The sequence below is a fragment of the Caulobacter sp. X genome (assembly GCF_002742635.1).
GTDB lineage: Bacteria > Pseudomonadota > Alphaproteobacteria > Caulobacterales > Caulobacteraceae > Caulobacter.
Genome location: NZ_PEGF01000002.1, coordinates 660,983 through 676,275 on the forward strand (window position 1 = coordinate 660,983; position 15,293 = coordinate 676,275).

Annotated in this window: 14 protein-coding genes and 1 pseudogene; 5 read left to right on the top strand and 10 right to left on the bottom strand. The window is 68.2% G+C overall.

Features of this window, described 5'->3' with window-relative positions:
• Positions 1 to 77 precede the first annotated feature (77 nt).
• On the bottom strand, positions 78 to 1,481 hold the full coding sequence (locus tag CSW60_RS15390; protein WP_099539148.1) for a sensor histidine kinase: 1,404 nt from the start codon (positions 1,479 to 1,481) through the stop codon (positions 78 to 80).
• A 72-nt stretch (positions 1,482 to 1,553) separates the two neighbouring features.
• Positions 1,554 to 2,012: an Lrp/AsnC family transcriptional regulator gene (locus CSW60_RS15395; RefSeq protein ID WP_099538196.1), complete on the bottom strand. Its 459-nt coding sequence runs from the start codon at positions 2,010 to 2,012 to the stop codon at positions 1,554 to 1,556.
• 107 nt (positions 2,013 to 2,119) lie between these two features.
• Here CSW60_RS15395 and CSW60_RS15400 point away from each other — a divergent pair, with 107 nt between their 5' ends.
• Positions 2,120 to 3,325, top strand: coding sequence for a methionine gamma-lyase (locus CSW60_RS15400; protein ID WP_099538197.1), 1,206 nt, complete (start codon positions 2,120 to 2,122; stop codon positions 3,323 to 3,325).
• Between the two features lie 70 nt (positions 3,326 to 3,395).
• Entirely contained in the window at positions 3,396 to 3,743 is a 348-nt protein-coding gene (locus tag CSW60_RS15405) for a PilZ domain-containing protein (RefSeq protein ID WP_099538198.1), read from the top strand.
• Between the two features lie 87 nt (positions 3,744 to 3,830).
• Here the strand turns inward: CSW60_RS15405 and CSW60_RS15410 are convergent, their stop codons facing one another.
• The 4 genes and pseudogenes from CSW60_RS15410 to CSW60_RS15425 all read right to left on the bottom strand — a co-directional run bounded on the left by CSW60_RS15410 (position 3,831) and on the right by CSW60_RS15425 (position 9,264).
• Entirely contained in the window at positions 3,831 to 4,265 is a 435-nt protein-coding gene (locus CSW60_RS15410; RefSeq protein ID WP_099538199.1) for a helix-turn-helix domain-containing protein, read from the bottom strand.
• A 204-nt stretch (positions 4,266 to 4,469) separates the two neighbouring features.
• Positions 4,470 to 4,583, bottom strand: a pseudogene (locus tag CSW60_RS24080) (hypothetical protein); the annotation flags it as partial.
• 148 nt (positions 4,584 to 4,731) lie between these two features.
• Complete coding sequence (locus CSW60_RS15420; RefSeq protein WP_099538201.1) at positions 4,732 to 6,264, bottom strand: response regulator; 1,533 nt, start codon at positions 6,262 to 6,264, stop codon at positions 4,732 to 4,734.
• 171 nt (positions 6,265 to 6,435) lie between these two features.
• A complete protein-coding gene (locus CSW60_RS15425; RefSeq protein WP_099538202.1) occupies positions 6,436 to 9,264 on the bottom strand; it encodes a TonB-dependent receptor in 2,829 nt (942 codons plus the stop codon).
• Positions 9,265 to 9,740: 476 nt separating this feature from the next.
• Here CSW60_RS15425 and queC point away from each other — a divergent pair, with 476 nt between their 5' ends.
• The 3 genes from queC (at position 9,741) to CSW60_RS15440 (ending at position 11,554) form a co-directional block, all read left to right on the top strand.
• Positions 9,741 to 10,487, top strand: coding sequence for a 7-cyano-7-deazaguanine synthase QueC (gene queC, locus CSW60_RS15430; protein WP_099538203.1), 747 nt, complete (start codon positions 9,741 to 9,743; stop codon positions 10,485 to 10,487).
• Positions 10,484 to 11,116, top strand: coding sequence for a 7-carboxy-7-deazaguanine synthase (gene queE / locus CSW60_RS15435; RefSeq protein WP_099538204.1), 633 nt, complete (start codon positions 10,484 to 10,486; stop codon positions 11,114 to 11,116). The genes queC and queE overlap by 4 nt, the downstream gene beginning before the upstream one ends.
• 72 nt (positions 11,117 to 11,188) lie before the next feature.
• Complete coding sequence (locus CSW60_RS15440) at positions 11,189 to 11,554, top strand: 6-carboxytetrahydropterin synthase (protein WP_099538205.1); 366 nt, start codon at positions 11,189 to 11,191, stop codon at positions 11,552 to 11,554.
• 145 nt (positions 11,555 to 11,699) lie between these two features.
• Here CSW60_RS15440 and CSW60_RS15450 read toward each other — a convergent pair whose 3' ends face one another.
• The 4 genes from CSW60_RS15450 to CSW60_RS15465 all read right to left on the bottom strand — a co-directional run bounded on the left by CSW60_RS15450 (position 11,700) and on the right by CSW60_RS15465 (position 15,290).
• The gene (locus CSW60_RS15450; RefSeq protein ID WP_099538206.1) at positions 11,700 to 11,912 is read right to left on the bottom strand and encodes a hypothetical protein; all 213 of its coding nucleotides are present in this window, start codon (positions 11,910 to 11,912) and stop codon (positions 11,700 to 11,702) included.
• Positions 11,913 to 11,985: 73 nt separating this feature from the next.
• The gene (locus tag CSW60_RS15455) at positions 11,986 to 12,522 is read right to left on the bottom strand and encodes a response regulator (protein WP_099539149.1); all 537 of its coding nucleotides are present in this window, start codon (positions 12,520 to 12,522) and stop codon (positions 11,986 to 11,988) included.
• Between the two features lie 144 nt (positions 12,523 to 12,666).
• Positions 12,667 to 13,758, bottom strand: coding sequence for a chorismate synthase (gene aroC, locus CSW60_RS15460; RefSeq protein WP_099538207.1), 1,092 nt, complete (start codon positions 13,756 to 13,758; stop codon positions 12,667 to 12,669).
• A gap of 170 nt (positions 13,759 to 13,928) precedes the next feature.
• Positions 13,929 to 15,290 (bottom strand): pectate lyase, encoded by a 1,362-nt coding sequence (locus CSW60_RS15465; RefSeq protein ID WP_099538208.1) that lies wholly within the window; start codon positions 15,288 to 15,290, stop codon positions 13,929 to 13,931.
• Between the last annotated feature and the right edge of the window lie 3 nt (positions 15,291 to 15,293).

Sequence of the window (15,293 nt, forward strand, 5' to 3'; positions counted from 1 at the left end):
CTCTTGGAGGATATGACGACGCGGCTGGTCGGAGGCCGCCATGGGCGGGCTCAATTTATGGCGGGCGGAACCGCCGCTCAGCCCTGACCCATCACCCCGCCTTCGTGGACCTCGGGCAGGCGGGCGTTCAGGCGGCACTGGAGACCTTCGGGGCGATAGTCCATCACCGCTTCGCCCTTCAGCTCGCCGCGCAGGCTGCGCTCGATCAGGCGCGAGCCGAAACCCTTGCGGGTTGGCGGCGAGACCGGCGGACCGTCGGCTTCGTCCCAGGTCACCTCCAGCGCGCGGGCTTCCGGATCGTAGGTCCAGGCCAGCCGCACGTGGCCGCCGGCGTTGGACAGGGCCCCGTACTTCAGCGCGTTGGTCGCCAGCTCGTGGAAGGTCAGGGCCATGGTCAGGGCGCCGCCGGGCTGCATCCAGACCGAAGGCCCCTCGATGCTGACCCGCGCGCCCGCCTCGTCGAAGGGCTGCAGGGCGCGCTCGGCCACCTCGCGCAGCTCGGCGCCGTGCCAGCTCTCGCGGGTCAGGATGTCGTGCACGCGCGAGAGGCCCAGCAGCCGCGCCTCGAACTTCTCGAAGGCGACGATCGGGTCGGGCTCGTTGCGCAGGGTCTGGGAGGCCATCGACTGGACGGTGGCCAGGGTGTTCTTCACGCGGTGGTTCAGCTCGTTGATCAGCAGGCGCAGCTGGGCCTGGTAGCGGCCCTGGGCGTCCTCGGCCTGCTTGCGGGCGCTGATGTCGGAGATGATCGCCAGGATATAGGCCGGCTGGCCGTCGACCCGGACCATCGAGGCGGTCAGGTGGATCCAGAGATCGCCGCCCGGGATCAGCACCCGACGCTCGGCCGAGCAGGTCTCGGCCTCGCCCGCCAGCAGCTTGGCCGCGCTTTCCATCGTCGCGTCCAGCGAGTCGGGATGCATCAGGTTCTGCAAGGTCGCGCCCAGCAGGACCTCGCGGTCGCGGCGCAGCAGGGCGCAGAAGGCGTCGTTGGCCTCCAGCACCGCGCCGGTCGGCGTCAGCCGCGCCACGCCCATGGCCGCCTGGTCGAAGACCGCGCGGTAGCGGGCCTCGGCCGCCTCCAGCTTCAGGCGGGCCTGGATGTTGGCGGTGACCACCTCGGTGTAGAGCACCAGGCCGCCGATCTCGCCGTTGTCGGTGCGCCAGGGGGCCATCGACCAGCGGATCCATTCGGTGCGGCCGTCGCGATCGACATAGGGGTCGCCTTCGTGATGCAGCTCGACGCCCTCGGCCAGGACGCGGGCGTGCAGGTCGCGCCACTTCTGGGGAATCTCGGGGAAGGCGTCGTAGTGCCGGCGGCCGATCAGGGGCATGTCGGCCGGCAGGTTCTGGTCGGTCAGGTACTGCCGCGAGGCGGCCAGGTAGCGCATCTGGCTGTCGAAGATGGCGATGCCCAGGGGCGCGTGCTTCAGCGCGGTGGTCACGCTGGGGGACGCGGAAAGCGGCGGAGCGTCTTCGATCATCTCGGCCATCGTATCGGCGTCAGCGCTCCCTTTGACCGACTTTACCGTGAGTCATCAGTAACGCGGTTCGCGTCATCCCGTTACCGGAAACACGCGAGTCTGTTTGACGACGCCATAGGCGAAGCTGGTGTCGATCGAGGCGATGCCCGGGATGGCGTGCAGCTTGCGGCGCATGAAATCCTCATAGGCCTCCAGGCTGTCGACGATCACCCGCAGCAGATAGTCGTCGCCGCCGGCCAGCAGGAAGCAGTCCAGGATCTGGTCGATCCGCGCCACCGCCGCCTCGAAGCCCTGGATCAGGTCCTGGCCGTGGCGGTCCAGCCGCACCCGGACGAAGACGGTGATCGGCAGGCCATAGGCCTTCTGGTCCACCAGGGCGGTGTAGCCCGTGATCACCCCCTCGGCCTCCAGGTTGCGCACGCGGCGCAGGCAGGGCGAAGGCGAGAGGTTCACGCGTTCGGCCAGCTCCTGGTTGGTCAGGCGGCCGTCCTTCTGCAGTTCGCGGATGATCTGGCGATCCTTGGCGTCCATCAGCGGCCTCCTGAGCAGAATCTGCCAAAATTGGACCCCATCGTGGCAGACTTCGCAATCCATCGCGCCGCATCCAGGATCACAGTGTCTCCAAAAGGGAGCGATCCATGCGCGGCGATCACGGCGGCTTTTCCACCCGGGCCATCCATGCGGGCTATGATCCGGCGCAGGAGCACGGGGCGCTGACCCCGCCGGTGCACCTGACCTCGACCTTCGCCTTCGAGAGCGCCGAGGCCGGCGGCGAAATGTTCGCCGGGACGCGGGAAGGGCACTTCTATTCGCGCATCTCCAACCCGACGACCGATCTCCTGGAGCGCCGCTTGGCCAGCCTGGAGGGCGGCGAGGCGGCGGTGGCGACGGCCTCGGGCATGGGGGCGATCACGGCGGTGCTATGGAGCTTCCTGCAGGCCGGGGACGAGGTGATCACCGACCAGACCCTCTACGGCTGCACCTTCGCCTTCATGCGCGACGGCCTGACCCGCTTCGGCGTCACCGTGCGCCAGGTGGACATGACCGATCCGGCCGCCCTGGCCGCGGCGATCTCGGACAGGACCCGGATCGTCTATTTCGAGACCCCGGCCAATCCGAACATGCGCCTCGTCGACATCGCCGCGATCAGCGCGATCGCCCGCGCCGCCGGCGCCAAGGTGGTGGTCGACAACACCTACGCCACGCCGGTGATCACCCGTCCGCTGAGCTTGGGCGCCGACGTCGTCGTCCACTCGGCGACCAAGTATCTGGGCGGGCACGGCGATCTGGTCGGCGGGATCGCCGTCGGCGGCGTCGAGGACATGCGCCGCGTGCGCCTCGTGGGCGTCAAGGACATGACCGGCGCGGTGATGTCGCCGTTCACCGCCTTCCTGGTGCTGCGGGGCCTCAAGACTCTGTCGCTGCGCATGGCCCGCCATGGCGAGAGCGCCCAGGCCGTCGCGCGCTGGCTGGAGACCCATCCGGCGGTCGCGGCCGTCTTCTATCCGGGTCTGGCCGGCTTTCCCCAGCACATGCTGGCGGCGCGGCAGATGGCGCACGGCGGCGGCATGATGGCGTTCGAGCTGAAGGGCGGCCATGCGGCGGGCGTGGCGATGATGAACCGCCTGACCCTGATCCGCCGCGCCGTCTCGCTGGGCGACGCCGAGACCCTGATCCAGCACCCGGCCAGCATGACCCACTCGACCTACACCCCCGAGGAGCGGGCCGAGGCGGGGATTGGCGAGGGGCTGGTGCGGCTGTCGGTGGGGCTGGAGGACGTTGCGGACATTCTTGGGGATCTGGAGCGGGCGCTGGCGCCCGAGCGCGTGGGCGCGCTCGCGTAAGGGCGCGATCGGACACCGGAAACCTTTATTTTGAACAGCCGATTAACCGCGTCGTGCGCTTATCCAAGGCATGGCGAAACCTGCTGTTGATCCCGATCGGAGAACCGGTCCGCGGCTGCCCACGAACCGCTCGGGCAAGGTCCTGTGCGGGGCCTTCGCCTGGGACTGCGTGATCCGCGATCTCTCGCCCCAGGGCGCCAAGGTCCAGATGCTGGCCAGCGCCGCGCCGCCCAGCCAGGCCCAGCTGGTCGACCTGGTCGCGGGTCAGGCCCACGACGTGATGGTCGCCTGGCAGAAGGAGCGCGAGGTGGGGATGCGGATCGTGCGGACCTACGACCTGCGCGGCCTTTCCCCAGCCGCCGTGGGCGCGGCCAAGCGCATCTGGCAGGCCTTCCGCGCCGAAGCGCCGACGGGCTGACCCAAGCCTCCTCCCAGACATGACAAAGGCCTCGGTTGAGCTGACCGAGGCCTCGTCAATCGTGAAAGCCTGAGCCGTTGGCGCGCTCTAGGCGACTTCGGTGCGCTGGGCTTCGTCGGCCATGGCGCGGACCAGGTCGAGCACCTGGCGGCGAACGCGACCGCGACCGATGCGCGGGAACACCTCGGCCAGTTCCAGGCCTTCCGGCGTGGTCAGGAACTCCTGCACGACCTTTTCGGCGTGCTGGGTGGTGGCGTCGATCTCGGCGCCGCTCATCGGATCGGCCAGACCTTCGAAGAAGAACGAGACCGGGACCTGCAGGGTCTTGGCGATGTCGTACAGCTTGCTGGCGCTGACGCGATTGGCGCCGCGCTCGTATTTCTGGACCTGCTGGAAGGTCAGCCCCAAGGAGTCCGCAAGCTGCTCCTGGCTCACGCCCATCAGCTTACGGCGCATCCGCACCCGGCCGCCCACATGCAGGTCGACGGGGTTGGGGCGTCGGCCTTCGGTATCTTCGCTCATCTGTGAATCCGCCTCCAACGGTTGTTCGCGCAAAATGACACGACCGTGACGTCGGTGGAAGCGAGCGTGGCCCAGGCGCGGCGTTACGTCGCGATGGCGAAGCTTGTTGCGAAACGTCCGCAAATCGCCCGTAGGGGCTGGGTCTGAGGTGCGGGATCGGGTCGCTAGAGACCGTTCCCTGTCTACGTTGGACACTTAAAATCCCGACCTCCCCGGCGAATGCCGGGGCCCAGATTCATCTGGGGCGGCGAGGGATGACCCGCCATCGCGCGGCGCTGACCGGATGAGTGCTCGTGGGTTCGATCTGGGTCCCGGCATTCGCGGGGAAGGTCGGGCTTCTGAATGAACGCGAGAGACCGCTCACGACCCTAGTCGGACGTAGCACGAAGCCCTCTCTCTAAGAGAGAGGGATTCCCTATGGCCGCTCCCCACCCATCTCGGTCGTCAGGAAGGGTTGCGCCCCGCCCTAGGCCGCCTCGGTCTCCGATGCTTCGTCCTCGCCGCCCAGCAGGGCGCTGAGCACCACGGCCAGGCGTTCGGGCTTGATCGGCTTTTCGACGACGTCCTGCATGCCGGCGGCGATGTAGGTCTGGACGTCCAGCGGGTCGGCGTTGGCGGTCAGGGCGACCACGGGAGTCTGGCCGATCCGCCCGCCCATGTCGCGGATGGCGCGGGTGGCGGCGACGCCGTCCATGCGGGGCATCTTGATGTCCATCAGGATCAGGTCGAAACGGCCGCCGCGCGCCATCTCGACGGCTTCGACGCCGTCGACGGCTTGCTCGGAGGTGCAGTCGAACATGTCGCACAGCGCCTCGGCGACCATCCGGTTGGTGGCGTTGTCGTCGACGATCAGGATGTGGGCGGCGCGGGCGGAGACGGTCGGCTCGCTGTCGTGCGCGGCGATCGTGTCGGCGGCGCCGGCGATCAGCGAGAAGCCGACGGTGACGCCGGCCCCGCGATTGGCCTCGGCGTGCAGCGGCGCGCCCATGGCCCGCATGATGCGCCGCGCCAGGGCCAGGCCGACGCTGAGGGCGATCTCGCTGCGGTCCTGCAGGCTGGGCTGGCCCATGGGACCGGCCAGGCGCGCCAGGCGCTCCTCGGCGTCGTGACCGGCGGTGTTGTCGCGCACCTGGCCGTCCAGGCGCACCAGGTCGCCCTCGGGCCGCGCGGCCAGGCGGACCTCGATCATGCCGCGGCCGCCGGCCAGGGCGTTCTCGACCAGGATGTCGAAGACCTGCATCAGGCGCTCGCCGTCGAGCTCGACCCCGCACTCGGGATCGCCGTCATAGGAGACCAGCAGGGTGGAGCCGCTGTCCTGGGCGCGGTGGGCCCAGCGAGCCTCCACGGCGTCGGCCAGGTCGCGCAGACGGGTCGGTTCGGGCTTGAAGGTCAGGTGGCCCTGGGCCGAGCGGTGCAGGTCGATCGCGCGGCCGACCGTCTCGCTCATGTCGCGGCTGGTGTCGCTGATCGCGCGGACGAAGGCGGCCGCGTCGGGGGTCAGGCGCTGTTGCTCGAGGCGCGCGGTGATGGCCAGCACGCCGTCCAGGTGGTCGCCGATGTCCATGGCCATGCGCTCGATCAGCGCGCGGGCGTCGCGAGCCTCGTTCCGGCGGCGCTGGTGGACGCTGAGCAGCGAGGTCAGGCCGCCGACGCCGACATAGCGGCCGGCCTCGTCGATCGCGATATAGGCGGTGCGGAACACGGGTTGGGCGCTATCGCGCAGTGAATCGACGAAAGCGTTGGCGTCGCTTTCGGCCGGGACGATTCGCGGGGTGGAATCCATGACCTCGGCGATGGGCGCGGCGGCCAGGGCCTCGCCGGCCACGCGCAGCATGCCCTGCAGGACGTCGCGATAGACCACGCCGACCGGGCGCTCGTCCTGGATCACGGCGATGGCGGCCGCCGTCGGATCGGCGTCGAACATCGCGGCGACCTCGGCGCAAGGCGCGTCGGGCGCGACGGGCTCGCGCTTCTCGATCAGACGTGAAAGCGTTTCCATTCGGGACTTCGCAAGGACTCTAGGCAAGCAACTTGCCCTCCGCGGCCTTGCGGAGTCGTTAAGTCTGGCCCGCGCGCGGTGTCGCGCATGTCTTGAGGGCCTTGTCCCAAGTAAAAAGAAGGCGGCGCCGGTAAGCGCCGCCTCGTCAGTTCCGGGGTTACAGACTGCTCGCTACCAGGACTTGGTGATCGCGATCCCGTAGAGCCGCGGCTCGCCGGTGATCACGTTGGTGAACAGGCCCGAGCTGTCGTCGGTGGTGTAGGCGTCGACGATGGGCAGCTTGTTGCCGATGTTCTTGACATAGGCGTCGATCGACAGGCCCCACTCGGGCTTCTCGACCTTCAGGGTCAGGTTGCCGTTGTCCCAGGCCTTCAGGCGGTCGTACTCGGTGTTGTAGACCCGGGCGAACTGCTGGCTCTGGCGGTAGTAGTCGCCGCGGACCGTCGCCGACCAGCCGTCCGACAGCTCGAAGGTGTACTGGGCCCCGATCGAGGTGGTCCAGTGCGGCGAGTTGGGCAGTTCGTTGCCCGACAGGTCCGCCGCCGTCCCTTCGATCGAATAGCCCGAGCCGTAGGTGTAGAGCCCGGTGGCGTTGGCCAGGAAGGCGGCGGTGGCCGCCGGCAGGCCCGCGCCGCCGGCCGCGGCCGGGGCGGACAGGAACGCCTGATAGGCCGCCGCGCCCGAGCAGGCCCAGGGCAGGGTGCCGCCCGCGCCGGCGCCCAGGATCGTGGCGTCGCCGGCGGTGGCCAGCACGCAGTTGGCGCCGACCGCCGACGAGTTCGGCCCCACCTTCACGACCGTATAGGCCGGGTTGGACTGGGTCCGGTTCATCGTGTCGATCGAGGTGACGCCGCTGCCGATCTTGGTGTGCAGATAGCCGAGGTTTGCGTTGAGCTTCAGGTTGCGGACCGGCGACCAGATGGTCTCCAGCTCCAGGCCGTAGACCTTGGCGTCGACGTTCTCGTTGACCGAGGTCCGGTTCACGATCTTCGAGATCTGGTAGCCCTTGTAGTCGTACGAGAAGCCCGTCGCGTTGAAGAGCAGGCTGCCGCCCAGCAGGGTGTTCTTGGTGCCCAGCTCGAAGGCGTTGACGAATTCGGGGTCGAAGGTCTGGCGGATGCCGACCGAGTTGGCCGGCACGCCCGGATTGATGCCCCCGCCCTTATAGCCCTTGGAGTAGAAGGCGTAGAGCAGGGTGTCGTCGGTGAAGGGGAGGTGGGCCTTGTAGTCGACGCCGAAGCGTCCGGTCGTCTCGTTGAAGCGGGCGCGCTGGTCGGGGTTGGTCGGGTTCAGGGTCAGGCCGTAGCCGGCGGCCAGCAGCACGGTCGAGAAGTTCTTCACCGCCTTCTTGTCGCGGGTCTGGCGCAGGCCGAGCGTGAACTTCAGGTCGTCGTTGACCTGGTAGTAGACCTCGCCGAACAGGGCGTCGGACACCAGGGTGTAGGGCGTGCGGTTGTCATAGTAGTTGTGGCCGTCGCCCGTGGGGTCGGCCGCCGTGTCGATGCCGATGCAATTGGCGGTGTTCGCCGGGTTGCAGTTCGGATTGCCGGTCTTCGAATAGTTCAGGGCCAGCGACGACAGGGTCAGCGAGTTGCCGATCACGTAGTAGTCGGTCAGCGTCCGATAGGTGAAGTGGATGCCGCCGACGTTGAAGTTGATCGGACCGTCGAAGGCCGATTGCAGCCGCAGCTCCTGGCTGAACTGTTCCGAGCGCCCGGACGAGACGTCGATGGTGGTGAACTTGTTGGTGTTGCCCACCTGCGGGTCGTTGAAGAAGCCGCCGGGCGTGAACGGGGTGCTGTTGAACGGCACCGGCGAGACGTTCCGGTTATAGTCCTGCTTCGTATAGACGCTGCCCTTGCTGTAGGCGGTCATCGAGGTGAAGGTCAGGGTGTCGGACAGGTCGTAGTTCAGGGTGAACTGGTAGACGTTCGAGCCCGAGCGATAGATCGGGTCCAGCGCGGTCTCGATCTCGCGCAGGTTGGTCGAGGTGGTGTCGCCCAGATTGGTGTCGCCTGAGGTGAAGCCGAAGATATTGCCCAGCAGGCCGGTCAGCGTGCCCGAGGTGTTGACCGTGCCATAGGCGCTGGCCCCGTAGATCGAGGCCGGCAGACAGCCCTGGGTCAGGAAGCCGCGGGCCGCCCCGGTGGGCACGCCGCCGACCGTGGCCGGGCCGTTGTCCTTGGTGCAGAGCTGCTTGCCGGTGCGGGCCCGGCTGTCATTCTCGTGGAAGCGTTCCCACAGGAAGTTGGTGCGCAGCTTCTCGGTCGGATTGAACATCACCTGGACGCGGGTCGAATAGAGGTCCCGGTCGTCGACGACGTGGTTGTTGAAGGTGTTGGTGACGAAGCCGTCGCGCTTCAGCGTCGCGCCGGACAGGCGCACGGCTAGCTTGTCGCCGAAGATCGGCACGTTGACCATGCCGCGCAGGCGGATGGCGTTGTAGTTGCCGTATTCGGCGCGGGCGTTGGCCTCGAAATGATCGGTGGGCTTGGCGGTGATCACATTGACCACGCCGCCGGTGGCGTTGCGGCCGTAGAGCGTGCCTTGCGGGCCGCGCAGCACTTCCACCCGCTCGACGTCGTAGAACTCGGATTCGAACAGATTGCCCGACTGCATCGGGGCGTTGTTCATGTGGACGCCGACGCCCTGGTCGGCCGAGGCCCCGACAGCCTTGGCCCCGATGCCGCGGATCTGGAAGTTGAAGCTGTTGGTGAAGTTGCTGCGGGCGAAGCTGACGTTCGGGATCGCCTGCTGCAGGTTGGGACCCCCGTCGATCTTCTGCGCTTCCAGCGAGTCCTGGCTGAAGGCCGACACCGCGATCGGCACGTCCTGAAGCGCCTCTTCCCTCTTCTGGGCGGTGACGACCAGTTCCTCGATGACCGTTCCGCCCTGCTGCGCGGTCTGTTGTTGAGCGAAAGCGGGCACGGCGAGAGCCGACAGCACGGCCGCCGAAGCGCCCATGGTCAATAGGCTCCGCATACGCAGAGTTTGCGACATTGAATCCCTCCCTGACGCAAGCGGCGCCTTATGGGTGGGCCTGGGTGCGTCGATGTTTCCTCGGCGCCGTACTGTTTTTCACCACGCGGGCGTACGGCGAACCCATCGCAGCATTGCAAGATTGCATACTTGCGTTCTCTGACTGTCAACTGGGCCAGAGCTAAGTGATCGTCGATAGGTTACGCCTTTTCACTTAAAATCCGACTTCGTTGTCCGGCTTCATGCAAGTGAAGGTTGGATTAGAAGATTGGGTTTGCGACTTCCGTAACGTAAATTCCCGGCGCGGAATGCGCTCTGATCCCGCTATTCATGAGCAGAAGCGGAAATGTCGCCGTAAGAATTCGACTCACTTCGTGGTCGGAGTATTGAAGCTGGGTGGACGGGGCCCGCTGGCGGGCGGCGCGCCGGTTCCGGCTGGGGCTCGGCTCGTGTAGAGGAGGGCGCATGGTTCCCTTCCTGAAAAGCGAGCGCCGCGCATGAGCCCGCCAGCGCAAACCCAGGCCGCCCTCGTCCTGTTCTCCGGCGGCCAGGACAGCAGCGTCTGCCTGGCCTGGGCGCTGGAGCGTTATGGGCGCGTCGAGACAGTCGGCTTCGACTACGGCCAGCGCCACGCCGTCGAGATGGAGGCCCGCCAGGCCGTGCGCCGCGAGATCGCCGCGCGCTTTCCCCAGTGGGCCGACCGCCTGGGCGAGGACCATGTCCTCGACATCAGGAGCTTCGGCGCGGTGGCCCAGTCGGCCCTGACCGCCGACCGCGCCATCGAGATGACCGAGCGCGGCCTGCCCTCGACCTTCGTGCCGGGGCGCAACCTGGTGTTCCTGATCTACGCCGCGGCCCTGGCCGACCGGCGCGGGATCGACGCCCTGGTCGGCGGCATGTGCGAGACCGACTTCTCGGGCTATCCCGACTGTCGCCGCGACACGCTGGACGCCATGCAGAGCGCCCTGAACCTTGGCATGGACCGCAACTTCCGCGTCGAGACCCCGCTGATGTGGCTGACCAAGGCCCAGACGTGGGCCCTCGCCAAGACCCTGGGCGGCGAGGACCTGGTCCGTCTGATCGTCGAGGAAAGCCACACCTGCTACCAGGGCGAACGCGGCGTGCTGCACGCCTGGGGGCATGGATGCGGCGTGTGCCCAGCCTGCGAGCTGCGCGAGAAGGGCTACGCCGAGTGGGACGCGGCGGGGCGCCAAGTTCTGGCCCAGGAGCCGCTCGCCCAATGACCTACTCCGTCAAGGAGATCTTCCTGACCCTGCAGGGCGAGGGCGGCCAGGCGGGCAAGGCGGCGGTGTTCTGCCGCTTCTCCGGCTGCAACCTGTGGAGCGGCCGCGAGCAGGACCGCGCCAAGGCCGTCTGCACCTTCTGCGACACCGACTTCGTCGGGACCGACGGCGAGAACGGCGGCAAGTTCGCCACGGCCGAGGACCTGGCGGCGGCGGTCGAGGCCCAGTGGACCGGCGGGCCGGACGATCGCCTGGTGGTCTGCACCGGCGGCGAGCCCTTCCTGCAACTGGACGAGGCCGCCATCGCGGCGCTGCACGCGCGCGGCTTCCAAATCGCGGTCGAGAGCAACGGCACGCTTCCCGCCCCGCCCGGGATCGACTGGATCTGCGTCAGCCCCAAGGCCGACGCGCCGGTGGTCCAGACCTCGGGACAAGAATTGAAGCTCGTCTTCCCGCAGGACAAGGCCATGCCCGAGCGGTTCGCGGACCTCGATTTCGAGCGGTTCTACCTGCAGCCGATGGACGGTCCGGACCGCGACAGGAACACGCAATTGGCCGTCGCCTATTGCCTTTCGCACCCACAATGGCGTTTAAGCGTCCAGACACACAAATATCTCGGCCTGCCCTGACGGATAAGGCGCTCGACTTGGTGACAGGGTCGTCGCGCTAGAGCCTCCCAGGCCTAGTCAAAGAAGCGACATATGAAGCCCGTCTTCGAGATCACGAAGGCCGCGTATTTCGACGCGGCCCACTACATCGAGCAAGGTCCCGCGGACCATCGCTATCGCAAGCTGCACGGCCACTCGTTCAAGGTGGAGGCCAGCGTGAAGGGCGAGATGGCGCCGGCCGGCTGGGTCGCCGACCTCGACACCCTGGACGCCGCCCTGAAGGCCGTCGCCGCCGAGCTGGACCACGGCCTGCTGAACGACAAGCCGGGCCTGGAGACGCCGACCCTCGAGCGCCTGTGCCTCTATTTCGCCGAGCGCCTGAAGGTCCAGTTCCCGGGCCTGTCGCGCGTGGAGCTGTCGCGCCCGACCATCGGCGAGCGCTGCGTGCTGGCGCTGTAGGGATTGGGGCGAAGATCCTCCCCCGCGATGCGGGGGAGGTGGCCCAGAGGGCCGGAGGGGGCAAGCTGGGCTTGGGCCGCATTAGCCCCCTCAGTCGCTCCGCGACAGCTCCCCCGCATCGCGGGGGAGCATCTAAATTACGCCCCTACCGCTCGTCCTTGTCCTTGCGGCTGTCGCCGGGGATCACGGCCCGGCCCGCCGCGCCCACCGCCTTGCCGCCGACCTTGGCCGCGCCGCCGACGACGGCGCCGGTGACGCCGATCGCCGTGCCCGCCACCGCGGCGGCGACGCAGCCGCTCTGGGAGGCAGCGGTCGCCAGCAGGGCGGCGGCGATGAGGGTCTGGCGCGGAGAAGGCATGGGTGGTCTCACGAGGACGTGGGGCGTCCCTTTATGAGCCTTCATTCCCTAAGATTGCGCCTATCGGATGGCGTCAGGCGCGAGGCGTGAACTTCGGTTCCGCCGGCGCGTCCACATAGGTCGAGCGGCTCTCGTCGCCGCGCCGCCACGGGCCGGGATGCCGAGGGCTGTCGCGGCGGCGGCGGTCGGGGCCGAAATAGTTGCCGCTGCGCACGAAGGGGCGCGGGTTCTCGATCAGCTGGGTCAGGCGGTCTATCACGGCCCGGGCGGTGACCGGCTTGGCAAGGAACTCGTTGACCCCGACGTCGCGGGCCTCGTTGACGCGCCGCTCGGTCGAGTGGCCGGTGATCATGATCACCGGGGTGTAGGGATTGGGGCTCTCGGGCGCGCGGCGCAGCAGCTGAACGAAGTGCAGGCCGTCCAGCGGGCCCATGGACAGGTCGGTGATCACCACGTCGATGGCGGTCTGACGCATCACGGCCAGCGCCTCGACGCCGTCGGTGGCCTCGAAAACGTGGCGGACGCCGACGGCCCGAAGGATCTCCATCAGCAGGATGCGCATGTGCTGGTTGTCGTCGACCAGCAGGACTTTCAGCAGCTCGAACCGCACGAGGTCCACTCCCCTATTGGGCGAGTGTTACCGGCTTGTAATAACGTCGGTCAATCAAAAAGCTTTTGTATTACAAGGAAAATGACGATTTTTCTCGACAAACCGATGTTAGGTTGAATTGCACTCACACGTCATGCGTGAAGTTCAACCTCCGGTTTGAGCCCGGTGCCTCAGGAAGGCGTCGGCGAGCACGCAGGCGGTCATGGCCTCTACCACCGGAACGCCGCGGATGCCGACGCACGGATCGTGGCGGCCCTTGGTGCGCAGGTCGATCTCCTCGCCCGCCTCGTTGAGCGTCTGCCTAGGTATCAGGATCGAAGATGTCGGTTTGAAGGCCACCCGCGCCACCACCGGCTGGCCGGTCGAGATGCCGCCCAGGATTCCGCCCGCGTGGTTGGACAGGAACATCGGCTGGCCGTCCGGACCCCGGCGCATGGCGTCGGCGTTGTCCTCGCCGGTCAGGGCGGCGCTGGCGAAGCCTTCGCCGATCTCGACGCCCTTGGCGGCGTTGATCGACATCAGGGCGGCGGCCAGCTCGGCGTCCAGCTTGCCGTAGAGCGGCGCGCCCCAGCCGGCCGGGACGCCGGTCGCCTCGACCTCGACGATCGCGCCGGTCGACGAGCCGGCCTTGCGGATCTTCTCGAGGTGCTCTTCCCACACCGGGACGATGGCCGCGTCGGGGGACCAGTAGGGGTTCTGCTCGACCTGATCCCAGTCCCAGTTGTCGCGGTTGATCGCGTAAGGGCCGATCTGGGTCAGGGCCGCGCGGACCGTGACGCCGGGGATGACCAGGCGCGCGATCGCGCCGGCCGCCACCCGCGCGGCGGTCTCGCGGGCCGAGCTGCGGCCGCCGCCGCGATAGTCGCGGATCCCGTACTTGGCGAAATAGGCGTAGTCGGCGTGACCCGGGCGGAAGGCCTGGGCGATCTCGGAATAGTCCTTCGAGCGCTGGTCGGTGTTCTCGATCATCAGGCTGATCGGGGTTCCGGTCGTGCGCTGGCCGTCGCTGCGCTCGTCCTCGAACACGCCCGACAGGATGCGCACGGCGTCCGGCTCCTGGCGCTGGGTCACGAACTTGCCGCTGCCCGGACGGCGCTTGTCCAGGAAGCCCTGGATCATCTCGGCCGTCAGGGCGATCCCGGGCGGGCACCCGTCGACCACGCAGCCCAGCGCGGGGCCGTGGCTCTCGCCCCAGGTGGTGACGCGGAACAGGTGACCGAAGGTGTTGTGCGACATGGCGCGGCTTCTAGCGGAAACCGGGCGAGGGGGCAAAAGCCGCAAAGATCCTCCCCCCAGCGGGGGAGGTGGCGCGAAGCGCCGGTGGGGGAAGGCGCAAGGTCGGCAGAACTTCCCCCTCCGTCGTCTCTTCGAGCCGACACCTCCCCCGCTAGGGGGAGGATTTGGGTTCACCCCCGAACCTTCGCCGCGTCCGCCAGATAAAGCTCCAGGTTCGTCCAGCCCGAGCCGTCCTTGGCGGGCGTCGCGCCGTCGGGCTTTCGGGGATCCAGCCCGTGCGCCGCTTCCCAGGCGTCGGGCATGCCATCGCCGTCCGAGTCCTTGGCTGGTTTGCCGGCGGGCAGGTCGGGCCAGCCGCCGACGTCCGCCTGGGTGTCGATGACCTTGCCGGTCCGCGTCCGCACGCCCTCGACGATCCGGCGATCGACCGGATCGCGCCACACCGAGGCCCCGGCGTCGGCCAGCACGCGCGCATAGGCCTTGGCGGCCGGCTCCGGCGTGACAGGCGCCACGTCCACTGGCGCGGCCAGGCGATAGCCGGCGGGCTCGGGGATGGTGAAGGTCACGAGACTCCACGGATCGGCCGGAACCACGCCGTCCATGCTGTTGCCGGCGAAATAGGCTTTCGCCAGCGTGTCGCTCTCCTTGAAGGCGAAGCGCTTCTCGGAATTGGGGCCCGGGACATAGGCGTTGTCGACGAAGTTGTAGGCCGACAGCGTCGCCTTGTCGGCGTTGTAGCCCGCCCGGTCGTGACCCCAGTTGTAGAAGACGTTCGAGCGGAAATCGAACAGCGCGCCGACCGGATCCTTGTCCGGCCCCTCGTAATTGCCGGGCCGGGGCATGCGGGCCATGTGGTTGGCCCACAGATTGTGGTGGAAGCTGATCTTCGACCCGTTCCCGCCCCGGATCAGGCTGCCATAGCCATGGTCGCCCTTGACGTGGATCGAATGGGCCAGGCTCTCGGCGATGATCGACCACTGGACGGTCAGGTCGTAGAAACCCTGGTCCGGCCGGTCGTAGCGCGCCGAGGCCGACAGGGTCTCGTCGACCGACCAGCTGGCCGAGACGTGGTCCAGGATGATCCGCCGGCCGCCGCTGATCCAGATCGCGTCGCCCTCGACCTTGCTCTCGGCGCCCAGGCGCGAGCGGATGAAGCGGATCACCACGTCGTCGGCCGAGACCACCAGGGTCTGGTCGCGCAGGGTGATCCCGCCGCCGGGCGCGGTCTGGCCGGCGATGGTGATCCGGCCTTCGCGGATCTTCAGCTCGCTCTTCAGCGCGATCGTGCCGGCGACGTCGAACACCACCGTGCGCGGCCCCTTGGCCTCGATCGCCGCGCGCAAGGAGCCTGGGCCGGAGTCCTCCAGGTTCGTCACCCGCAGCACGGCCCCGCCGCGCCCGCCGACCGCGAAGCGCCCCGCGCCCTCGGCGCCGGGGAAAGCGAGCACGCCCTCCGCCGAGGCCGTTGCGGCCGCTCCGACGGAGAAGGCCAAGGTCAAGGCGCAAACGGCGCCGCTCAAGCGAGCGATCATGGT